This is a genomic window from Acidovorax sp., assembly GCF_046341535.1.
GTDB lineage: Bacteria > Pseudomonadota > Gammaproteobacteria > Burkholderiales > Burkholderiaceae_C > Acidovorax.
Map to the genome: position 1 here is coordinate 1 of NZ_JBKDRI010000012.1, position 21591 is coordinate 21591.

General features: G+C 66.4%; 18 protein-coding genes and 1 riboswitch. Of the genes, 11 read left to right on the plus strand and 7 right to left on the minus strand.

Features of this window, described 5'->3' with window-relative positions; all coding sequences use genetic code 11:
- Positions 1 to 232: 232 nt before the first annotated feature.
- Complete coding sequence (locus tag ACK543_RS00605) at positions 233 to 691, minus strand: type II secretion system protein N (RefSeq protein WP_409940943.1); 459 nt, start codon at positions 689 to 691, stop codon at positions 233 to 235.
- Between the two features lie 9 nt (positions 692 to 700).
- Here ACK543_RS00605 and gspG point away from each other — a divergent pair, with 9 nt between their 5' ends.
- From gspG to ACK543_RS00655, 10 genes are all read left to right on the plus strand, one after another.
- A complete protein-coding gene (gspG, locus tag ACK543_RS00610) occupies positions 701 to 1192 on the plus strand; it encodes a type II secretion system major pseudopilin GspG (RefSeq protein WP_409940944.1) in 492 nt (163 codons plus the stop codon).
- 538 nt (positions 1193 to 1730) lie between these two features.
- A complete protein-coding gene (locus ACK543_RS00615; protein ID WP_409940945.1) occupies positions 1731 to 2168 on the plus strand; it encodes a prepilin-type N-terminal cleavage/methylation domain-containing protein in 438 nt (145 codons plus the stop codon).
- A 2-nt stretch (positions 2169 to 2170) separates the two neighbouring features.
- Positions 2171 to 2569, plus strand: a complete 399-nt coding sequence (gspI, locus tag ACK543_RS00620; protein ID WP_409940970.1) for a type II secretion system minor pseudopilin GspI — start codon at positions 2171 to 2173, stop codon at positions 2567 to 2569.
- Between the two features lie 56 nt (positions 2570 to 2625).
- Entirely contained in the window at positions 2626 to 3294 is a 669-nt protein-coding gene (locus ACK543_RS00625) for a type II secretion system protein J (protein ID WP_409940946.1), read from the plus strand.
- Between the two features lie 32 nt (positions 3295 to 3326).
- A complete protein-coding gene (gspK, locus tag ACK543_RS00630) occupies positions 3327 to 4307 on the plus strand; it encodes a type II secretion system minor pseudopilin GspK (protein ID WP_409940971.1) in 981 nt (326 codons plus the stop codon).
- A 48-nt stretch (positions 4308 to 4355) separates the two neighbouring features.
- The gene (gene gspL, locus ACK543_RS00635) at positions 4356 to 5633 is read left to right on the plus strand and encodes a type II secretion system protein GspL (protein WP_409940947.1); all 1278 of its coding nucleotides are present in this window, start codon (positions 4356 to 4358) and stop codon (positions 5631 to 5633) included.
- Positions 5630 to 6202: a type II secretion system protein GspM gene (gene gspM / locus ACK543_RS00640; protein WP_409940948.1), complete on the plus strand. Its 573-nt coding sequence runs from the start codon at positions 5630 to 5632 to the stop codon at positions 6200 to 6202. Before gspL ends, gspM begins: the two co-directional genes overlap by 4 nt.
- 71 nt (positions 6203 to 6273) lie before the next feature.
- Positions 6274 to 7086, plus strand: coding sequence for a type II secretion system protein N (gene gspN / locus ACK543_RS00645; RefSeq protein ID WP_409940949.1), 813 nt, complete (start codon positions 6274 to 6276; stop codon positions 7084 to 7086).
- Positions 7087 to 7090: 4 nt separating this feature from the next.
- A complete protein-coding gene (gspD, locus tag ACK543_RS00650) occupies positions 7091 to 9733 on the plus strand; it encodes a type II secretion system secretin GspD (RefSeq protein ID WP_409940950.1) in 2643 nt (880 codons plus the stop codon).
- Between the two features lie 24 nt (positions 9734 to 9757).
- Entirely contained in the window at positions 9758 to 11146 is a 1389-nt protein-coding gene (locus ACK543_RS00655) for a GspE/PulE family protein (protein WP_409940951.1), read from the plus strand.
- A 169-nt stretch (positions 11147 to 11315) separates the two neighbouring features.
- Here ACK543_RS00655 and ACK543_RS00660 read toward each other — a convergent pair whose 3' ends face one another.
- The 4 genes from ACK543_RS00660 to lpxC all read right to left on the minus strand — a co-directional run bounded on the left by ACK543_RS00660 (position 11316) and on the right by lpxC (position 16509).
- Complete coding sequence (locus tag ACK543_RS00660; RefSeq protein ID WP_409940952.1) at positions 11316 to 12977, minus strand: methyl-accepting chemotaxis protein; 1662 nt, start codon at positions 12975 to 12977, stop codon at positions 11316 to 11318.
- Between the two features lie 213 nt (positions 12978 to 13190).
- Entirely contained in the window at positions 13191 to 15065 is a 1875-nt protein-coding gene (gene thiC, locus ACK543_RS00665; RefSeq protein WP_409940972.1) for a phosphomethylpyrimidine synthase ThiC, read from the minus strand.
- Positions 15066 to 15241: 176 nt separating this feature from the next.
- A riboswitch (TPP riboswitch) is annotated at positions 15242 to 15368 on the minus strand.
- Between the two features lie 39 nt (positions 15369 to 15407).
- Positions 15408 to 15584, minus strand: coding sequence for a hypothetical protein (locus ACK543_RS00670; RefSeq protein ID WP_409940953.1), 177 nt, complete (start codon positions 15582 to 15584; stop codon positions 15408 to 15410).
- 1 nt (position 15585) lies between these two features.
- A complete protein-coding gene (gene lpxC, locus ACK543_RS00675; protein ID WP_409940954.1) occupies positions 15586 to 16509 on the minus strand; it encodes a UDP-3-O-acyl-N-acetylglucosamine deacetylase in 924 nt (307 codons plus the stop codon).
- A gap of 209 nt (positions 16510 to 16718) precedes the next feature.
- Here lpxC and ACK543_RS00680 point away from each other — a divergent pair, with 209 nt between their 5' ends.
- Positions 16719 to 18617: a methyl-accepting chemotaxis protein gene (locus ACK543_RS00680; protein WP_409940955.1), complete on the plus strand. Its 1899-nt coding sequence runs from the start codon at positions 16719 to 16721 to the stop codon at positions 18615 to 18617.
- A gap of 275 nt (positions 18618 to 18892) precedes the next feature.
- Here the strand turns inward: ACK543_RS00680 and ftsZ are convergent, their stop codons facing one another.
- Positions 18893 to 20134: a cell division protein FtsZ gene (ftsZ, locus tag ACK543_RS00685; protein WP_409940956.1), complete on the minus strand. Its 1242-nt coding sequence runs from the start codon at positions 20132 to 20134 to the stop codon at positions 18893 to 18895.
- Between the two features lie 151 nt (positions 20135 to 20285).
- Positions 20286 to 21515 (minus strand): cell division protein FtsA, encoded by a 1230-nt coding sequence (ftsA, locus tag ACK543_RS00690; protein ID WP_409940957.1) that lies wholly within the window; start codon positions 21513 to 21515, stop codon positions 20286 to 20288.
- Positions 21516 to 21591 lie beyond the last annotated feature (76 nt).

The window sequence follows — 21591 nt, forward strand, 5'->3', positions numbered from 1 at the left end:
TTTGGGGTGACAGCGCTATGCACTTGCCAGCACCGCTTTTGGAGCGCCATGCGGTGTTGCTTCTCCTTGCAGGCACGAGCCTGCCGCGTCGTCGCGCCTTGCCTGGCACCCCAACAGCAGCGCTGGCAAATGCATCCAACTGCCGTTTTTAGGATAATGCCCCAATACCCATGCGCCGCCCGCTGGAAGGGCACTGAATGCTATTTAAATCGTAGCAAACGCCCAGCGCGGGCTATTTCTTGAACGGCATATCGAGCGTCAGCGTGGCCGGTGCGCCCATGGCGGGGCCCAGCTCTGCCCGGCGCGGCCCCAGGGCCTGCAACACCAGCCCCGGCTCCACCGCAGCGCCCACCCGGTAAGGCTTGGCGGGCTGGCCGTCCACCGCAATCAGGGCGGCCCCCCCGCCACTGCTGCGCCCGGAGAGCACCCCGATCAACGTAAACCGACTGGCCATCGACACCACCGGTGCCACCGGTGCTGCACTTGCCGCCAAAGGAACTGCGCCCAGAAGCCGGGCCAGCGCCTGGGCGTCTGGCGCGACCGCGCTGGCCACGGGCGGGGGCGCCAGGACGACGGGGCCGGAAGCCGACAGGCGAAGCCCCCAATACGCCACGCTCGCGCCCGCAGCGGCCCACAGGACCAAAGTCGCAAGGCGCATGCCCCAAGGCTTGCTCAGTGTGTTGATCACCATGCGCGGATTATGATTGAGCCGATCCGACCACTCGAGAGACTGCCCGCAGTGAACCTTTCCCTCCCTGTCCTCTTGCGCTCCAGCCGCCGCGGCCTGGCCCGGGGCTTCACCCTGATCGAGCTCATGGTGGTGCTGGTCATCATTGGCGTTCTGGCAGCGCTGATCGTGCCCAACGTGCTTGACCGCGCCGATGATGCCCGCGTGACTGCCGCCCGCACCGACATCACCAACATCATGCAGGCGCTCAAGCTGTATCGGCTGGACAACCAGCGCTACCCCACCGGCGAGCAGGGCCTGCAGTCGCTGGTTGCCAAGCCCACTGCGGGCCCTGTGCCCAACAACTGGAAGCTCTACCTCGAAAAGCTCCCCAACGACCCTTGGGGCCGCCCTTATCAGTACCTCAACCCCGGCATCAAGGGCGAGGTGGACGTCATGTCGTTCGGCGCAGACGGACAGTCTGGCGGCGAGAGCAAGGATGCCGACATCGGCAGCTGGCAGTGAGACATGGCCCCCACGGTCGCGCACTGCGTGTCGCTCCCTGTAGGGGGCCGGGCCTTGCTTGGGGCGGCCCGGCGCTGCGGCCGCCCGCCTCGCGCAGACGCAGTGGCTGCTGCCACCGGCCCCGGCTAGCCCGCATATTTCACCAGGGACGCGCCCGAGTGGGCTGTGATGCGGTGCGCTGGCAAGGCGCGAGGACGCTGCGGGCGCGTGCCCGCAAGAAGGAGCAACGCCGCCAGCGTGCTGCAGCACGGCTCAATCGGGGGTGTAGCGCTCGGGCCGAATGGGACTTGTCACTCGAACCCAAGAAACTGTGCACGCATCGGGCGTCTAGGCACATCAAAGCGCGACCTGGTGAAATATCCGGGCTAGGAGCCTGTCGGACTTGGAGCGTCGAAAGCGAAAATCGGCCCCAGCGAGGACAGTTTTTGCCGAATTTGCAGCCCCATAGCCGAGCTATGGGGCAAAAAGGCGGTGAACAATGGACCGCTGCGGTCGATTTGCAGCCGACGATTTACAAGTCCGACAGGCTCCTAGGCTCATGACCACCCACCGCTCACGCGGATTCACACTGCTCGAGCTGCTGGTCGTCATCAGCATCATGGCCCTGGCCACCGCAGGTGTCGGGCTGGCCATGCGCGACAGCGGCAGCACGTTGCTGGAGCGCGAGGCGGCCCGCCTGACGGCGCTGCTGGAATCCGCCCGGGCGCAATCGCGCGGGGCAAGCGTGCCGGTGCGCTGGCGCGCCACACCCCAGGGCTTTCGTTTTGAAGGATTGCCGCCCAGTGCGCAGGCAGCCCTGCCCACCCGCTGGCTGGACGCAGGCACTGTGGTGCAGGGCCAGCCTGCGCTGACGCTGGGGCCCGAGCCCCTGATTGGCCCGCAACAGGTGTTGATCACCCACCAGCAATACCCTGAGCGCGTGCTGCGCGTGGCCACCGATGGCGTGCGCCCTTTCTTTGTGGAGACCGCGCAGTGAGCCTGCCTTGCATCGGTCGCCTCGCATCGCCCAGGCGGTCACCCCGGCGGGCCTCGGGCGGCTTCACGCTGGTGGAGGTGCTGGTGGCACTGGCCATTGTGGCCATCGCGCTGATGGCGGGTTTGCAGGCCACCACTGCGCTCACGCGCAACGCGCTGCGGCAGTCCGACATCGTGCTGGCCCAGCTATGCGCCGAAAACGAGCTGATTCGCGCGCGCCTGTCGGCGCAGATGCCCAGCGTGGGCGACAGCGTGCAAACCTGCGAACAGGCGGGTCGGACGCTGACGGTCGCGGTGATCGTGCGCCCCACGCCCAACCCGAGCTTTCGGCGCATCGATGCCCAGGTGCTGGATGGAGACAACTCCATCCTGCGTATTTCTTCGATCATTGGGCGGTATTAGCCATGGGCCATTCACCTGTGGCGCTCCGCGCACCATGCACGCGCCCTTTGCGCACCATGCAGGGGTACCAGCGCGGCGCACGCGGCTTCACGCTGATGGAGCTGCTGGTGGCCATCGGTGTGATGGCGCTCCTGGCCATCCTGAGCTGGCGGGGGCTGGATGGCATGGTGCGCGCGCAGGAGTCCACGCGCCAGCGGGCCGACGAAATGCTGGTGCTGCAGTCCGCGCTGGGCCAGTGGGGCGCGGACCTGGACGCGGCGATGTCCATCCCCAACACCACGCCGCTGGACTGGGACGGGCAGGTGCTGCGCATCACGCGCCGCAGCAGTGCCGAGCCGGACGAAGGCGCGCTGGTGGTAGCCTGGACGCGCCGCGCGGGCCGGGGCAGCGCCGGCACCTGGCTGCGCTGGCAGTCGCAACCCGTGCGCACGCGGGGCGCGTGGCAAGCGGCCTGGCAACAGGCTGAGCAGTGGGCGCGCACCCCTGGCGACGCGCAACGGCGTCAGGAAACCGCGCTGCTACCCCTGGAGAACTGGCAGATTTTTTACTACCGTGGCGGAGCGTGGTCCAACCCGATGTCGAGCGCGGGGGCGCAGCCGCCCGGTGGCTCGGCCGCCGTGCCCGACGGCATCCGGCTGCAGATCACGCTGCCCGCAGGCCAGGCCCTGGCCGGTCAGCTCACGCGGGACTGGGTCAAGCCATCGCTGGGTGGAGGCCGGTCGTGACCACGGTTTCGTCCAACGTGACGCCCCAGGGGATGCCCCAGGCGATGCCCCAGCGCGGAGCCGCGCTGCTGGCCGCCATGCTCACCGTGACGCTGGTGGCCACGTTTGCGGCTTCGGCCATGTGGCAGCAGTGGCGCGCGGTCGAGGTCGAGACCGCCGAGCGCGGGCGCGTGCAGTCGGCATGGATCCTGATCGGTGCGCTCGATTGGTCGCGCCTGATCCTGCGCGAAGACGGGCGGGCAGGCGGTGCCGACCACCTGGCCGAGCCCTGGGCAGTGCCACTGCAGGAAGCGCGGCTGTCCACATTCCTTGCGGCAGACCGCAACGTGTCGCAGGTGGACGATGCCAGCACCGACACCACCGAAGCATTCCTGTCAGGGCAGATCACGGACATGCAGGGGCGACTGAACATCACCAACCTGGTCCAGGGCGGGCAGGTGCAGCCGCTGCCGCTGCTGCAGTTCAACCGCCTTTTTGATCGGCTGAGCCTGCCTTCGCAGCAGCTCGCTGCGCTGGTCGAATCGCTGCGCCAGGCGCAGGCCACCGCCGGTGATGACGGCGGCGCTGCGCCGCTGATACCCGCCCGTGTTTCGCAACTGGTGTGGCTGGGGCTGCCGCAGGCCACCGTGGATGTGCTGGCGCCCCATGTGACGCTGCTGCCCAGCGCCACCCCGGTGAACCTGAACACCGCAGGCATTGATGTGCTGTTGGCCGCCATCGACGGGCTTGATGTGGCCAGCGCCCAGCGCATCGTGCAGATGCGCGAATCCCGTCATTTCCGATCCATCGCCGACATGCGCGAACAGCTCGGCACAACCATGAAGCTCGATGATTCGGCCCACACCGTTGCCTCGACCTATTTTGAGGTGCGCGGACGACTGCGGCTCGGTGATGTCATGGTGGACGAGCGCTCCCTGGTCCACCGGGTCGGCATGGATGTGACCACGGTGTGGCGCGAGCGCGGCGCTTTTGACCGCGCTGCGCCCAGCGCCCCCACCGCCCCGCTGCGCTGACGCGGCACGACAGGAACATCCCCCTAAAATGTTTCGCTACACGCGTTCATGAGCACCCTCATACTTTTTCTGCCGCCGACCCTGCCCGGGCCGTCGACCACCTACAGCTACACGCTGACGGCTAATGGCCATGTTGCCATCCGTCACGACAGCGCTCCCGCCGCCCTGCTGCCCGAGCCCACCCGCCCCGGCGGCGAGGTGGTGGCCGTGGTGTCCGCGCGTGCACTGTCGTGGCAGCGCGTGCGGCTGCCGCCCGGACTCCCCACCGGCCCAGGGCACCAGACGCCGCGCCTGCGTCTGGCTCTGGAAGGTCTGCTCGAAGACCGCGTGCTCGATGATGCCGCGCAACTGCACTTTGCCGTGCAACCCGAGCCCGCAGGCGACGGCCCCGTGTGGGTGGCCGTCTGTGACCGGGCCTGGCTGCGCGAACACCTGCAGGCGCTGGAGGCCGCGGGCCGCCGCGTCAGCCGCGTGGTGCCTGAATTTGCGCCTGGCCCCACCCAGAGCGGGGGGGCTGAACTGTGCGCCCTGGGCACCCCTGAAGATGCGTACCTGGTCGTCACCGGCCAGGGGGCTGAACTGGGCGTGACGGTGATGCCGCTGACGCCCATGGCCCTCACGCTGGTGCGCCTGGGTGCTCTGGACGGCGGCGCGCCGGACACCCATGGGCAGCCGCCCCCGCCGGTTCTGCGCGCCGAGCCCGCCGTGGCGGCGCTGGCCGAACGCACGCTGGGCCAGCGCGTGGCGCTGCACACCGCCAGCCAGCGCGCGCTGGATGCGGCCCGCGGCGACTGGGACCTGGCGCAGTTCGACCTGGCCAGCAGCGGGCGCACACGCGCCCTGCGCAAGGTCGGCACCACCGTCAGCGCCCTGCTCAACGCACCCCAGTGGCGGGCGGCCCGATGGGGCGCCGCCGTGCTGGTGGCGGCCCAGGTGGTCGGGCTCAATGCCTGGGCCTGGCAGGAGCGGCAATCGCTGGCTGCCAAGCAGGCCAGCGTGCGCGGCATGTTGACGCAGACCTTCCCACAGGTGAAGGTGGTGGTCGATGCCCCGGTGCAGATGGAACGCGAACTGGCCTTGCTGCGACAGGCCGCCGGCAGCGTGTCGGCTCGCGATCTGGAGCCCATGCTGGCCGCCGCCGGGGCAGCCCTGCCCGATGGCCGCCTGCCAACGGGCATCGAATACACCCCAGGTGAGCTGCGGCTGCGCGGCCTGGACATGAACCCTGACGAAGTGGCCGCCCTGCTGGCGCGGCTGCAAGCGGCGGGGTACCAGGCACGGCCCGAAGACGGCAGCCTTTTGCTTCGCACGGAGGCGAACCCATGACGCAGAGCACCCAGGCTTTCGCACCCAATGCCAGCCTGCAGGCCCGCTGGGAGGCCCTGGCCCCGCGCGAACGCAACCTGGTGCTGGCCGCTGTCGCCGTCGTCGCGCTGGCTTTGTTGTGGTGGCTGGCCCTGGCCCCCGCCCTAGCCACGCTGCGCGCCGCCCCCGCACGCCATGCGGCGCTGGACGCCCAGGTGCAGCGCATGCAGGCCTTGCAGGCCGAGGCGCAGCAGTTGCAGTCGGCACCGCGCAGCAGCCCGGCGGATTCGGTGGGCACGCTGCGTGCGGCGCTCACGCAGCGCCTGGGCACAACGGGCCAGCTCAACGTGGTGGGCGACCGTGTGACGGTGGTCCTCAAGGGCGCCCCTGCGGATGGACTGGCCCCGTGGCTGGCGCAGGCGCGCAGCAACGCGCATGCCTCGCCCGTCGAGGCACGGCTGGTGCGCAGCACCGCAGCCGCGTCACCGGCGGCTGCAGGCGCGGCCGGTGCCGCATCGCCGGGTGCAGCACCCACCGGGGCCCCGCGCTGGGATGGCACGCTGGTGCTGGCCTTGCCGGCCGGTCGCTGAACGCAAAACGGCCATCCGATTCACCCCACCTGCCCCTCTTTTTCAACACCTATTACCGGCACCCTCCATCCGTGGCACGCAGTACCCGCAACCGCCCCCCATCGACCGGCATGCCGCGCACGGCATGGGCCTGGGCCGTCGCGGGCGCGGCGCTGGGCGGCATCCCGGCCATCGTGGCCTTTGCGCCCGCAGCCTGGCTCACGGGCCAGGTGGCCCGCGCCACGGGCGGGCAGGTGCAGTTGCTGCAGCCGCGCGGCACCGTATGGTCGGGCTCGGCCCAGCTGGTGCTGACGGGCGGCGCAGCCAGCCAGGACCAGGCCGCCCTGCCCGGCCGCATGCAATGGCAACTGCGCCCGGGCTGGACCGGCCTGCGCGCCCACCTGCAGGCTGCCTGCTGCACGCCGCAGCCGCTGCAGGTGGCGGTGCAGCCGCGCTGGGGCGGCGCCAGCGTCGCAGTGTCCGACGGCCAGAGCCAGTGGCCCGCGGCACTGCTGTCGGGCCTGGGCACGCCCTGGAACACGCTGCAGCCGCAGGGGCAACTGGTGCTGCAAACCACCGGACTGACGGCCACCTGGGCTGCTGGCCGCATGGCGCTGGCAGGCCAGGCGCAGCTGGATGCGCGCGGCATGTCCACCCGGCTGAGCACCCTGCGGCCGATCGGCAGTTACCGGCTGGCCCTGCAAGGCGGCGAGGTGCCAGGCATCACGCTGACCACGCTGGAGGGCCAATTGCTGCTCAGCGGCACCGGCCAGTGGGTGGGCAACCGCCTGCGCTTTGCGGGCGAGGCCAGCGCCGCCACCCCCGAGCGCGAGGCCGCGCTGTCGAATTTGTTGAACATCATCGGACGGCGCAGTGGCGCGCGCTCCATCATCACCGTGGGTTGAACCTATGACTCTTCTGTTTTCACCACGCCTGACGTTTGCTATAAAATCAATAGCTGCAAGCGCTTTATTGACGTGCGCGACTGGCCATATTGGTGCTCAGACTGCCGTCAATACCAGCACGGGCAGCGTCCGCGCGGGCGAGCCGGTCACCCTCAACTTTGCCAATGCCGAGATCGAGGCCGTGGCCCGCACCATGGCCACCATCACCGGGCGCAATGTGGTGGTAGACCCCCGCGTGCGTGGCCAGCTGAATCTGGTCACCGAGCGGCCCGTGACGCCCGCCGGGGCCTTCCAGCAGTTCCTGGCGGCACTGCGTTTGCAGGGCTTCACGGTGGTCGAATCCGCAGGGCTGTACAAGGTGGTGCCCGAGGCCGATGCCAAGCTGCAGGGCGGCAGCGTGAGCGTGGTGCAGGGCAACGCGGGCAGCGCGCCCGCAGGCGGGCAGATTGTCACGCAGATCTTCAAGCTCAACTTTGAAAACGCGGCCAACCTGGTGCCGGTGCTGCGCCCGCTGATCAGCCCCAACAACACCATCAACGTGAATCCGGGCAACAACTCGCTGGTGATCACCGACTACGCCGACAACCTGCAGCGGCTGGCGCGCATCGTGGCGGCGATGGATGTCGCCAACGCGAGCGATGTGGAAGTGATTCCGCTGCGCAACGCTGTGGCCGCCGACCTGGCACCGCTGGTGGCCCGCCTGATCGACGGCGCGGGCAGCGGGGCAGCACCTGTGGCTGCAGGCCAGGCAGACACATCCTTCAAGACCACGCTGATCGCCGAGCCGCGCAGCAACTCGCTGATCCTGCGCGCCGCCAACCCGGCCCGCGTGGCCCAGGTGCGTGCGCTGGTGGACCGGCTCGACCAGCCGCCCGTGCCCGGCAGCAGCGCATCCAGCGGCAACATCCATGTGGTGTACCTCAAGAATGCCGACGCCACCAAGCTGGCCACCACCCTGCGCGCCGCCATGGCGGCCATGGGCACGGGCAGCGGTGGCGGGGCTGCCTCGGGTGGCGTCAGCCCCCCGGTGGCCCAGGGCGGCGGTCTGGGCGGTGGCTTGGGCGGCGGCAGCATGCTTGGCGGCAGTGGCCAGTCCTTCGGCAACGTCGGGCTGAGCGCCACCGCCAGCAGTGGCGGCTCTGGCGGAGGCAGCAGCAACCAGCCGTCCACCGGCGGGCAGATCCAGGCGGACCCCACCACCAACTCCCTGATCATCACCGCCCCTGAGCCGCTGTACCGCCAGCTGCGCACGGTGATCGACAAGCTCGATGGCCGCCGCGCGCAGGTCCTGGTCGAGAGCCTGATCGTCGAGGTCTCGGCCAGCAAGCTGGCCGAGTTCGGCATCCAGTGGCAGGGCGTCCTGGGCAAACAAGGCGACGGCACCATTGGCGTGATTGGCACCAACTCGGGCCTGGCCGGAACCAACATCATCGGGCTGACCTCGGCGATCGCCAGCGGCAGCGCCACCAACATCGCCACCGCCGCCGGGCGGCTTGGGGGCGGGCTCAACCTGGGTCTGGCACCGCGGGTCAACGGGCAGTACTACCTGGGCGCGCTGGCCAATTTTCTGCAAAACAGCGGCGATGCCAACGTGCTGTCCACCCCCAACCTGATGACGCTGGACAACGAGGAAGCGCGCATCGTGATCGGCAATAACGTGCCGTTTGTCACGGGCTCGTATGCCAACACGGGCGGCGGCAACAACCTCAACCCATTCACCACGGTGGAGCGCAAGGATGTGGGCCTGATGCTCAAGGTACGGCCACAGATCAGCGAGAACGGCACGGTGAAGATGGCGATCTACCAGGAGGTCTCCAAAATCGACGGCAACACCCTGAGCAACGTGAATGGCCCCACCACCAGCAAGCGATCCATCGAGTCCAACGTGGTGGTCGATGACGGGGCCATCATCGTGATTGGCGGCCTGCTGGAAGACAGCTACCAGCAAGGCCAGGACAAAGTACCGGTGATGGGCGACCTACCCCTGGTGGGTAGCCTGTTTCGCAGCGAAAACCGGTCCCGCACCAAGACCAATCTGATGGTGTTCCTGCGCCCGATCGTGGTACGCGACAACGCCACCAGCGACGCGCTGATGGTGGACCGCTACGAGGCCATCCGTGCGCTGCAGCAGACCACCCAGCCTCCGTCGAGCGTGGTGATGGGCACCGTCAACGCAGCGCCGGTGCTGCCAGCGCTGCCGCCACGGGCAGGCGCTGCTGCGGGACAACCACCCACACAAGCCCAGCCGCCAGCAAACCCGGCCGCGCCCGTGCCGCAGTCCATGCAGCCACTGGCTCCGGCACCGCTGCCCCAGGCCGTGCCCGCACCGGTGGCGCCCCAGGGCGTGCCGCAAAGCAGCGCGGCACCAGACGGGCCCGCCCCGGTCAGCGCGCAGCGTCCGGTGGCCCCGGCCGCGGATTACTACGTCAACCTCGGTGTGTTCGGCAAGGACGCCCGGTCACGCTCGGCCATGGCCAAGCTGCGCGATATGGCTCTGCCCGTGTCAACGCAGCCGGTGGAAACCAACCGCGGCGCACTCACCCGCGTGCGCGTGGGCCCCTACGCCAGCCTGGAGGCCGCAGAGGCCGCTGCCGCCACGGTGCGCGCCCAGTCGCTGAACGCCACGGTGTCACGCCAAGTTCTCTGACCGCAGCCTTCTCTGACCTGCCCCATGCGCCACCCCCTGCCCTACGCCTTTGCCCGCACGGCCCAGCTTCTGCTGGAGGACGACGGCCACCAGCTGGTGCTGTGGCATGGGCCGCACCCTGACGCGGGCGCGCTGTCCGAAGTGCTGCGCAAGCACCCTGTGCGGCAGCTGATGCCCCTGGAAGCCAACGCCTTGGCCCAGCGCATCAGCGCCGCGTATTCGCACAGCGAATCGAGCGCTGCCACGGTGGTGAGCGAGGTCGAAAGCGATGCCGACCTCTCGCGCATGATGCAGGAGCTGCCCGAGGTGGAAGACCTGCTCGAATCCGCAGGCGATGCCCCCATCATCCGCATGCTCAACGCCTTGCTCACGCAGGCCGCGCGCGATGGCGCGAGCGACATCCACATCGAGCCCTACGAGCGCCACTCCAGCGTGCGTTTTCGTGTGGACGGCACGCTGCGCGAGGTGGTGCAACCCAACCGCGCGCTGCATGCGGCCCTGATCTCGCGCCTGAAGATCATGGCCGACCTGGATATCAGTGAAAAGCGCCTGCCGCAGGATGGCCGCATCAGCCTGCGCCTGGGCACCCGCGCCATAGATGTGCGGGTGTCCACCCTGCCCAGCGCCCATGGCGAACGCGCGGTGCTGCGCCTGCTGGACAAGAGCGAAAGCAAGCTCAGCCTGGAGGCCGTGGGCATGCAGGGCGCGACGCTCTCGCGCTTTGAAGGGCTCATCGGCCAGCCGCACGGCATCATCCTGGTCACCGGGCCGACGGGCTCGGGCAAGACCACCACCCTGTATGCGGCCCTGGGGCGGCTTGATGCCACGCGCAACAACATCATGACGGTGGAAGACCCGATCGAGTACGAGCTGCCGGGCGTGGGCCAGACCCAGGTCAACAGCAAGATCGAGCTGACGTTTGCCAAGGCACTGCGCGCCATCCTGCGCCAGGACCCGGACATCATCATGATCGGCGAAATCCGTGATTACGAAACAGCCCAGATCGCCATCCAGGCCTCGCTCACCGGCCACCTGGTGCTGGCCACGCTGCACACCAACGACGCCGCCAGCGCGGTCACGCGACTGACCGACATGGGCGTGGAGCCGTTCCTGCTGTCATCGTCCCTGCTGGGGGTGCTGGCCCAGCGACTGGTGCGCAAGTATTGCGGGCACTGCCGGGGCAAGGGTTGTGACCATTGCAGCCAGACGGGCTACACCGGCCGCACTGGCGTGTTCGAGTTGCTGGTGACCAACGACACCATCCGTGCGCAGATCCACAACCAGGCCGCCGAGGCCGACATCCGCGCCGCAGCCCTTGCAGGGGGCATGGCCCTGATGCGCGACGACGGCGAACGCCTGATTGCGGCGGGCATCACCAGCCGCGAAGAAGTGGTGCGCGTGACGCGCGACTGACCCCGCCCCCACCGCGCGCGCGCGCCACCTCTGCGGCAGGGCATCCACCACCCCGCTGCGCTCTGGCCACAGCGCAGAGCCTTGGAGCACCTCCCCGCACACGGTTGCTATTTATTTGATAGCAACAGTTGCTCTTTCAGCGGGCGCAGGTGGCCAAAAACATCCAATATCAACGAATCTTGGGGGGCTGACGCGCCCCCACGCCCCGCGTACCCGCCGCGGTACTGCGATCCCCCTGGGGCAAAGCGTACTGCCCTACCGAAGGCTGCACGCCCTCTTGGAGCTTGAACTGACTGACCGCACTGGTGAGCTGCACCGCCTGCTCGCGCAGTGACTCAGAGGCGGCAGTGGACTCCTCCACCAGCGCCGCATTTTGCTGTGTCATGTTGTCCAACTGGCTGACCGACTGGCCGATCTGGCCTACGTTGTTGCTTTGTTCGGCAGCCGATAGGGTCAGCTCGCCGATGATGTCGGCCACACGGCGCACGCTGCCCACGATCTCAGTCATGGTGGCGCCCGCTTGCGTGACCAGGCGCGAGCCGTCTTCCACGCCCTGCACGGATGAGCTGATGAGCCCCTTGATCTCGTGTGCTGCGGCGGCGCTGCGCTGCGCGAGGGTGCGCACTTCGCTGGCCACCACCGCAAAGCCTCGGCCTTGCTCACCTGCACGGGCAGCCTCCACTGCTGCATTCAGCGCCAGGATGTTCGTCTGGAACGCAATCGAATCAATAACGCCCGTGATATCGGCGATCTTGCGCGAGCTGGCGGTGATCTGGTCCATGGTGGTGACCACATTGGCTACCACAGTGCCGCCCCGGGCCGCGACCTCCGCTGCAGTGCCTGCGAATTCGCTGGCCTGTCGCGACGACTGCGCACTGCCCTGCAAGGCGGCGGTCAGCGACGCCATCGACGCTGCTGTCTCTGCCAAGTTGCTGGCGGTCTGCTCGGTGCGATGGCTCAGATCATGGTTGCCTGATGCAATTTCCGCGCTGGCCGAGGAGATGTTGCCCGCCGCCTCCTGCACCTGGTGCACAAGACCTCGCAGCGCGTCCTGCATGCGGCCCATGGCCCCCACCAACTGGCCCACTTCATCCTGCGAAGTGACCTTGACGTCATGCGACAGGTCGCCAGCGGCAATGCGCTCAGCCAAGGTGCTGGCCTGCGCCAGCGACTGCAAAATCGAGCGAACGCTAAAGAGCGTCAGCGGGATTAGCACCGCCAGTGCCAACAGCAGGGCGCCAGCGATGAGCCCCGACATGTTCGATGTCAGGGTGTTCACGCCTTTGCGGGCTTCATCCATCTTGTCGCGTGCAGCACCGGCCAGCCCTAGTAACAACTGGTCGGTGGCCTCCATGTGCTTTTTGAGGCGTTCAGCGTAGGCTCCGGCCACGGCCCCGTCGATCTGCGCCCGCTCGATCTGTTCGAAGACCGGCACGACGCCTTTCTGATAGTCACTGACTTCGGCGAGCGCCTTGTCGATGGCTTCGACAAACCCAGCATCCGCAGCCTGCGCCTGCCGCACCTGGCCCATACCCTTGGTCAAACTGGCCAGCGCTTTGCCCCACGATTCACGCAGGGACGCGACCTCCACTGAATTGTTGAAGCTGATGATGATGTCTTTCTCAGTGCGGCGCAGGTCGCCCAGGGTGGTTCGCAGCTCTGCCACATCGGTCAGCGTCTGCACCCGCTGCGAAAACAGACTGTCGAGTGTTGCGCGCGTACGGTCCAGCGCCAAGTAGCCCATGCCACCGATCACAACCAGCAGGATCAGGGAAAACAATGTGCCGAAATAAAGACGGGTCCGAATGGAGAGACGACCCAGGATGCTCATGGCACTTCCTTACAAAAAATCACAAAATCTCACCGGTCGGCAGCTTTGACACCACGGTGGCACCTTCACCCTCCAGCCTCAGGAGCCGAAGGGTGGTCACTAAGTTAGCTGTAGCACCATGTTTCTGATCCTATGGGTTTCCCGAGGCTTTGCCCTAAAGACCCAAACCTTGGGAGCCCATAAGCGCGTCTTATGCCGTTGGGCACAAGCCCGTCAGGCAGACGCAATCGGAATGTAGAGCGCGCCGCCCGCGCGCTGAAACTCTGCAGCCTTGGTCTGCATGCCCTGGGCCAGCGCCTCAGCCTCGGCCACGCCCTTGGCCGCCGCGAAGTCCCGCACCTCCTGGGTGATCTTCATGGAACAGAACTTGGGGCCGCACATCGAGCAAAAATGCGCCACTTTGGCAGCATCCTTGGGCAGGGTTTCATCGTGGTATTCGCGGGCGGTTTCCGGGTCCAGGCCCAGGTTGAACTGGTCCTGCCAGCGGAAATCAAATCGCGCCTGGCTCAGGGCATCATCCCGTGCCCGGGCCCCAGGGTGTCCCTTGGCCACATCGGCCGCGTGTGCAGCAATCTTGTAGGCGATGATGCCCTGTTTGACATCATCACGGTCAGGCAGGCCCAGGTGTTCCTTGGGCGTCACGTAGCACAGCATGGCCGTACCCATCCAGCCGATCATGGCCGCGCCGATGGCGCTGGCGATGTGGTCATAGCCGGGAGCGATGTCGATGGTCAGCGGCCCCAGGGTGTAGAACGGCGCTTCGTGGCAGGTCTTGAGCTGCTCGGTCATGTTGGCCTGGATCATGTGCATGGGGACATGGCCCGGGCCTTCGATCATGGTCTGCACGTCATGCTTCCAGGCCAGCTGGGTCAGCTCGCCCAAGGTGTGCAGCTCGGCAAACTGCGCCTCGTCGTTGGCATCCGACGCGCAGCCGGGGCGCAGGCCATCCCCCAGGCTGAAGGACACATCGTAGGCCTTCATGATGTCGCAGATGTCTTCGAAGTGCTCGTACAAAAAACTCTCGCGGTGGTGCGCCATGCACCACTTGGCCATGATGGAGCCGCCGCGTGACACGATGCCCGTGCGGCGATGGGCCGTGAGGTGGATGTAGGCCAGGCGCACCCCCGCGTGGATGGTGAAGTAGTCCACGCCCTGCTCGGCCTGTTCAACCAGCGTGTCGCGAAAGATGGCCCAGGTCAGGTCCTCAGCTACACCGCCCACCTTTTCAAGCGCCTGGTAGATCGGCACCGTGCCAATCGGCACGGGAGCGTTGCGAACGATCCAGTCGCGCGTGGTGTGGATGTTCTTGCCGGTCGAGAGGTCCATGACGTTGTCCGCCCCCCAACGGATCGCCCACACCAGCTTTTCCACTTCTTCTTCAATGCTGGACGTCACAGCCGAGTTGCCAATGTTGGCGTTGATCTTGACCAGGAAGTTGCGGCCAATGGCCATCGGTTCCACCTCGGGGTGGTTGATGTTGGCCGGGATGATGGCGCGGCCCCGGGCCACTTCGTCGCGCACGAATTCGGGCGTGATGATGCGCGGAATGCTCGCGCCCAGGGGGTTGCCCATCAGGCGCTTCTCACGGCCTGCATCGGCCATGTACTGCTCCATCCACTCGCGCTTGCCGTTTTCGCGGATGGCCACGTATTCCATCTCGGGGGTGATGATGCCTTTGCGCGCGTAGTGCATCTGCGTGACGTTGGCGCCGCTCTTGGCGCGCAGGGGCTTGCGCTGCAGGGCGCAGGCTTCCAGTCGCAGTTGCGCCAGGCGGGCGGCGTCTTCGCCCTTTTGCCCATCATCGAGCGCCACGGGGGCGCGGCCTGGGTACTGCTCCACATCACCCCGTGCGGCGATCCAGCCGCCGCGCACGCTGGGCAGCCCCTGGCGCACGTCGATCAGTGCCTCCGGGTCGGTATAGGGGCCCGAGGTGTCGTACACGCTCACCCGCTCGCCGTTGGTCAACGCGATATCGCGCACCGGTACGCGAACGTCCGGGCGGCTGCCGCAAAGGTAGCTCTTGGTGGATGCAGGGAAGGGCTGGCGCGTGAGCGCAAGCAGCTGGGCGAACTTGTCGGGGGCATGGATCGGGGCATTCATGGCGGGCACTTTCCTATCGTGGTGGATGGATCTGTGCTCCGCCATCGGCCCGATGGTCCGCAAGGCGAGGAGCCGATAGGCCCCACCCCGAAGGCTGTTCCGCGCGGAACGCCTGGAGTGCCGAGGCCAGAAGGCAGCGCAACTGCGCCAGACCCCTGGGCGGAAATCAAGACTGCAGCTCTTCTTACGCTGGTACTAACCAGATCAAGTTCGCGGTTTCGGCGGTCAGGTCCGCCGTCTCAGCACGCCCAGAAACCCGAAAAGGTTCTACGTGCACCCCGGAGCAGGCCGGAGTATAGGCGAGGGCTGCGTGCGCCGGCCCGAAGGCCTTCAGAGCAGCCGCTGGACCAGCAGTACCGCAAAGAACCCGACGGCGGCCATCACGGTCCACTTGAGAATGACCACTCCGAGCCGCTTGTAGCGTGCCTGCCCCGTGGCTGCGTAAACACCAAAGCACACCGCCGCTGCCAGCAGCAGCGCTAAGGCCAGCCAGCGAACGATCAGCATCTCACCAAGCGCGCACAGGCTGGGCAAATCCGCCCGGGGCACTGCGCTCGTCTTCAAAGGTCACTTCTTCCCACGCATCGCGCTGCGACAGCAGCTCGCGCAGGAGCCGGTTGTTCAGCCCGTGGCCCGAGCGGAACGCGCTGTAGGCGGCCAGCAGTGGTTTGCCGATGAGGTATAGGTCGCCCATGGCATCCAGAATTTTGTGTTTGACGAACTCGTCGTCATACCGCAGCCCGTCGCTGTTGAGCACCTTGTAGTCGTCCATGACGATGGCGTTGTCCAGCCCGCCACCCAGGGCCAGGCCGTTGGAACGCATCATCTCTACATCGCGCGTGAAGCCAAACGTGCGGGCGCGCGCGATGTCCCGGCTGTAGTTGCCAGTGCCCATATCGAACTCGACGCGCTGGCCGGTCGAATCGACTGCCGGGTGATCGAAATCGATCTCAAAACTCAGCTTGTAGCCGTGGTAGGGGGCCAGCCGCGCCCACTTGGTGTTGGCGCCATCGCCTTCACGCACCTCCACCGGGCGGGTGACTCGGATGAAACGCCTGGGGGCCTTTTGCAGCTCGATTCCGGCACTTTGCAGCAGGAACACGAAGGACGCCGAAGAACCATCCAGGATGGGCACTTCTTCTGCCGTGATGTCCACGTAGAGATTGTCGATACCCAGCCCGGCGCAAGCCGACATGAGATGCTCAACGGTATGCACCTTGGCGTTGCCCACGGCGATGGTGGACGCCAGCCGGGTGTCGGTCACCGCTTCAGCGCGGATCGGGATGTCCACGGGCTGGGGCAAATCGACGCGTCTGAACACGATGCCCGTATCAGGCTGTGCTGGCCGCAGCGTCAGTTCGACCCGTTGTCCACTGTGCAATCCAACGCCTACGGCGCGGGTCAGAGTCTTGAGGGTGCGTTGCGAAAGCATGCCAACATTTTAGTTGGCGTGGCATGCCATAACCGCAGTCAGGTATTGACTTGATTTCCGTCAGAGAACCCAACTTCTCGGCGTTGTGCATACGCCGTGTTTGTACCTACTGTAACCTTGCGACCTGTCGAAGCACAATCGGCAACAAACCACAGCGTTTGCCGAGGCTACAAATTGGCGCGCAAGTACCAGCACAGCGGGAGAGATTTATGAATAAGCTCAGCTTTAAGACGAAGATCATGCTCATGATCGGCTCGGCCCTGGTGGCCCTGGTGATCATGTCTCTTGCGTCGTTGCTGAACGAACGCCGACTCATCATCGAGTCCCGGCAGGAACTGCTCACAACCGCCGTGCAGTCGGCCCACAGCGTGGTCACCGGCTTTCAGGCCAAAGCTGCCAGCGGTGCGATGAGCGTAGAAGACGCGCAAAAGGCTGCCAAGGAGGCCCTGCGGCTCTCGCGCTTCGGTGGACCAGAGGGCAAGACGGAGTACTTTTATATCTGGACGCTGGACTCCAAGGGCGTCATGCACCCGATCAAGCCCGAGTGGGAAGGCCAGGACATGGCTGGCAAGGTCAAGGACGGCTCTGGCACGGACATTCTCAAGCAGATCTCGGATGCCCTTAGGGCCAGCCCCAACGGGCGCGCATTCGTTCCGACCATGTTCGCCCGCCCTGGCCAGCAGGAACTGGTGCCCAAGCTGCAATACGTGATCCGCGTGGACGGATGGAACTGGATGGTCGGCTCGGGCCTGTACACGGACGACATTGACGCTATCGTGAGGAACACGCTGCTGTCGGGCCTGGTAGCCATCCTGGCTGTCTTCGCAGTGGTGTGCGGCATCGGCGTGGTCGTGGCCCGCTCGGTGCTTAGCCAGATCGGCGGCGAGCCGACCGATGCCATCGACGTGATGTCTCAGGTGGCCGAAGGCAACCTGGATACGCAGATCCCTCATGCCCCGGAGGGCTCGCTGCTCGATGGCCTGTCCAAAATGGTGGAATCGCTGCGCCTGCTAGTCACGGAGGTGCGCACGGCGACGGAAAACATCGCCAATGCATCGAGCGAGATCAGCCACGGCAACACGGAGCTTGCCCACCGCACGGAAGACACCGCCAGCAACCTGCAATCGACCGCCAGCTCAATGGAAGAGCTGACCAGCACTGTCAAGCAGACGTCGGACTCAGCACACACGGCCAATCAGATGGCCAACTCTGCCGCCGAGGTGGCAGCGCGCGGTGGTGATGTGGTCTCCAAGGTGATTGCCACCATGCAGGACATCAATGCGAGCAGCAACCGCATCAGCGACATCATCGGGGTGATCGATGGAATCGCGTTCCAGACCAACATTCTGGCGCTCAACGCCGCAGTGGAAGCTGCGCGCGCAGGCGAGCAAGGTCGTGGCTTTGCGGTCGTGGCTGGCGAAGTCCGCAGTCTGGCTGGTCGCAGCGCCGAGGCCGCCAAAGAGATCAAGTCGCTGATCGGCGCCTCGGTCGAAAAGGTCGAGTCTGGCACCGCCCTGGTGGGCAACGCGGGCTCCACGATGACTGAAATCGTCTCCAGCGTGCAGCGTGTGACGGACATCATTGGCGAGATCCGGGCCGCCACCTCGGAGCAGAGTCAGGGCATCGGGCAGGTCAATACGGCCATGAACCAGCTCGACCAGATGACGCAGCAAAACTCCTCGCTGGTGCAGCAGTCCACCGCTGCGGCGAACAGCCTGCGCGATCAGGCCTTGCGCCTGACACAGGTGGTAGCGCGCTTCAAGATAAACGGCAGCAGCGCGTCTGCACCGGATGCCAGCGCGGCCAACGGGAACACCAGCCCTGCCCCGGTGCCCGCTCCTGCCCTTGCCGCCGCCCGCACACCCGCGCCTCCGGCACGCTCGGCGCTGCCCAAGTCAGCGCCGCGCCCCGCCGCGCCAGCGCTTCCCGGCAAGGCCAAAACGGCGTCCAGCGCGTCGCCCGCGCCTGCACGGCCTGCCAAGGCCAAAGCGGCACCCGGCGCACCTGCGGCAGCGCGTCCCGCCAAGGCCAAAGCGTCACCTGGCGCGCCAGCTGCCGCACCGGCCAAGGCCAGTGGAAGTGAAAGCGGCGAGTGGGAATCCTTCTGACGACACCGAACCGGGCCCATCGCTGAAGACACGAGGTTTTCGACCTGCAAAGGCGGCTGGGCCCGATCGGTACAACGCACTCGTAAGGCTGCGGTTCACGCGCCGACGCTCGGCCCGGGCCAGTCGCGCCTGGTTGGTACCGCCCCCTCCAACAAAAGACCCTGCCAGTTTTCACTGGCAGGGTCTTTTGGGGTCAGGGTTGATGAGGTGACAGCCGTCGGCCGGGTCTGGCCTCATGATCCGCGCAACGGCCGTACCGCGACGGCCTTTGCGGGTCAGTCAGCCTGCCTGCGCAGGAACGCTGGGATCTCCAGTTCGTCCATGCCGCCCGACGACAGAGCGTCCACCCGGGCCGCAGCCTGGGTGCGGTTGGTGCGCCACACGCTTGGCACGGCCATGCCACCGTAGTCCGTTTGCGACCCACCCGCATGCCCGCCGGGCGCACCTGACACACCCCCTGCTGCTCCCACAGCCGCCACAGGCATCTGGTAGGCCATGTTGTCGGTACCGGTGCGCAGACCACCCTGCACCACCGAGATCGGCTGGCGACGCACGCCGGCACGCGACAGGCCTGTGGCCACCACCGTCACGCGGATCTCGTCGCCCAGGTTCTCGTCGTACGCAGCACCAAAAATGACATGCGCATCGGTCGATGCGTACGCATTGATGGTGTTCATCGCTTGGCGGGACTCCGACAGCTTGAGGCTGCCCTTGCTGGCCGTAACCAGCACCAGCACGCCCTTGGCGCCCGACAGGTCGATACCTTCCAGCAGCGGGCAGGCAATGGCCTGCTCGGCCGCAATTCGGGCGCGGTCGGGGCCACTGGCCGTCGCCGTGCCCATCATGGCCTTTCCGGGTTCGCCCATCACGGTGCGCACGTCTTCGAAGTCCACGTTCACCTGGCCGTACTCGTTGATGATTTCAGCGATACCGCCAACGGCGTTTTTGAGCACATCGTTGGCATGCGCAAAGGCCTGGTCCTGGGTAATGTCGTCACCCAGCACATCCAGCAACTTCTCGTTGAGCACCACGATCAGCGAATCGACATTGGCCTCCAACTCGGCAAGGCCTTCGTCGGCGTTCTTCATGCGGCGGCCGCCCTCCCAGTCGAACGGCTTGGTCACCACGCCAACCGTGAGGATGCCCATTTCCTTGGCTACGCGGGCAATCACGGGGGCAGCGCCCGTGCCGGTACCTCCGCCCATACCGGCGGTGATGAACAGCATGTGCGCACCCTGGATGGCGTCACGAATATCGTCCACAGCCGCCTCAGCGGCGTCGCGCGCCTTCTCTGGCTTGCCACCTGCACCCAGGCCACTGTTACCCAGCTGAATGACACGGTGAGCCGAACTGCGGGTCAGCGCCTGTGCATCGGTGTTGGCACTCACGAATTGCACACCCTGCACGGACCGTGCAATCATGTGCTCAACAGCATTGCTGCCGCCGCCGCCCACGCCGATCACCTTGATCTGGGTGCCCTGGTTGAATTCTTCGGCTTCGATCATTTCAATGGTCATCTTGTAGCTCCTGGTTCTAAATACGGTTGCAATTGCCAAATGGTGAAAGAGTGTCTGGGTGGTCGTGCGCGTGGCAGTCCGGTGCATCGCCATCGCTCCTTTGGGATTCGAGGAGGGCTTCCGCGCGCATGCCAGAGGGGGTATGTCATGGCTAGAAATTCCCCACGATGAAGTCCTTGAATCGGCCAAAGGCGGTCTTCACGGAGCCGCTTTTTTGCGCCACCTTGAATCCGCGAAGGCGGGCCAGGCGCGCCTCCTCCAGCAGGCCCATGACCGTGGAGGCGCGCGGCTGGGCCACCATGTCGGAGAGGGCGCTGGAGTACTTTGGTATGCCGCGCCGCACAGGTTTGAGGAAGATGTCCTCGCCTAACTCGATCATGCCGGGCATCACCGAGCTACCGCCCGTGAGCACGATGCCCGACGACAGCACTTCTTCATAGCCTGACTCGCGAATCACCTGCTGCACCAGCGAGAAAATCTCTTCCACGCGGGGCTCGATCACGCCCGCCAGCGCCTGCTTGCTCAGCATGCGCGGGCTGCGGTCGCCCAGGCCGGGGACTTCGACCTGACTTTCGGGGTCGGCCAGCAATTGCTTGGCGTAGCCGCTTTCAACCTTGATGTCTTCGGCATCCTTGGTGGGCGTGCGCAGCGCCATGGCGATGTCGCTGGTGATGAGGTCGCCCGCAATCGGAATCACTGCCGTATGGCGGATGGCGCCTCCGGTGAAGATCGCCACATCGGTCGTGCCCGCGCCGATGTCCACGACCACCACGCCGAGCTCACGCTCGTCGTCAGTCAGCACGGCCAGGCTGCTGGCCAGCGGGTTGAGCATGAGCTGCTCGACCTCCAGGCCGCAGCGGCGCACGCACTTGATGATGTTTTCGGCCGCGCTCTGGGCGCCGGTCACGATGTGGATCTTTGCCTCCAGCCGGATTCCGCTCATGCCGATGGGCTCCTTGACGTCCTGCCCGTCGATCACGAATTCCTGCGGCTCCACCAGCAACAGGCGCTGGTCGCTGCTGATGTTGATGGCCTTGGCCGTCTCCACCACACGCGCCACGTCGGCCGATGTCACTTCCTTGTCCTTGACGGCGACCATGCCGCTGGAGTTGAGCCCCCGGATATGGCTGCCGGTGATGCCGGTGTACACACGCTGGATCTTGCAGTCGGCCATCAGCTCGGCCTCTTTCAGGGCCTGCTGGATGCTCTGCACCGTGGCATCGATATTGACCACGACGCCCCGTTTGAGACCATTGCTCGGGGCCACCCCCAGGCCGGCCAGCTTGAGCTCGCCGCTGGGCAAGACCTCGGCCACGACAGCCATGACCTTGGCCGTGCCGATATCCAGCCCCACCACCACGTCTTTGTATTCTCTTGCCATATTCAGTCTCCGCCCTTTTCTGTTCTGTCCGGCCGCGCTGTGGGCACCGGCGATCCCATCGTCTTCCCGGCCCTCT

What these genes read in the sequence shown, in the direction of transcription:
- lpxC (WP_409940954.1), bottom strand. Translation starts at nt 16,509, where the DNA reads ATGCTTTCGCAACGCACCCTCAAGACTCTGACCCGCGCCGTAGGCGTT.
- ACK543_RS00680 (WP_409940955.1), top strand. Translation starts at nt 16,719, where the DNA reads ATGAATAAGCTCAGCTTTAAGACGAAGATCATGCTCATGATCGGCTCG.
- ACK543_RS00655 (WP_409940951.1), top strand. Translation starts at nt 9,758, where the DNA reads ATGCGCCACCCCCTGCCCTACGCCTTTGCCCGCACGGCCCAGCTTCTG.
- gspG (WP_409940944.1), top strand. Translation starts at nt 701, where the DNA reads ATGATTGAGCCGATCCGACCACTCGAGAGACTGCCCGCAGTGAACCTT.
- ACK543_RS00670 (WP_409940953.1), bottom strand. Translation starts at nt 15,584, where the DNA reads ATGCTGATCGTTCGCTGGCTGGCCTTAGCGCTGCTGCTGGCAGCGGCG.
- gspM (WP_409940948.1), top strand. Translation starts at nt 5,630, where the DNA reads ATGACGCAGAGCACCCAGGCTTTCGCACCCAATGCCAGCCTGCAGGCC.
- gspK (WP_409940971.1), top strand. Translation starts at nt 3,327, where the DNA reads ATGCCCCAGGCGATGCCCCAGCGCGGAGCCGCGCTGCTGGCCGCCATG.
- gspD (WP_409940950.1), top strand. Translation starts at nt 7,091, where the DNA reads ATGACTCTTCTGTTTTCACCACGCCTGACGTTTGCTATAAAATCAATA.
- ACK543_RS00660 (WP_409940952.1), bottom strand. Translation starts at nt 12,977, where the DNA reads ATGAGCATCCTGGGTCGTCTCTCCATTCGGACCCGTCTTTATTTCGGC.
- ftsZ (WP_409940956.1), bottom strand. Translation starts at nt 20,134, where the DNA reads ATGACCATTGAAATGATCGAAGCCGAAGAATTCAACCAGGGCACCCAG.
- gspL (WP_409940947.1), top strand. Translation starts at nt 4,356, where the DNA reads ATGAGCACCCTCATACTTTTTCTGCCGCCGACCCTGCCCGGGCCGTCG.
- ftsA (WP_409940957.1), bottom strand. Translation starts at nt 21,515, where the DNA reads ATGGCAAGAGAATACAAAGACGTGGTGGTGGGGCTGGATATCGGCACG.
- ACK543_RS00605 (WP_409940943.1), bottom strand. Translation starts at nt 691, where the DNA reads ATGGTGATCAACACACTGAGCAAGCCTTGGGGCATGCGCCTTGCGACT.
- ACK543_RS00625 (WP_409940946.1), top strand. Translation starts at nt 2,626, where the DNA reads ATGCAGGGGTACCAGCGCGGCGCACGCGGCTTCACGCTGATGGAGCTG.
- ACK543_RS00615 (WP_409940945.1), top strand. Translation starts at nt 1,731, where the DNA reads ATGACCACCCACCGCTCACGCGGATTCACACTGCTCGAGCTGCTGGTC.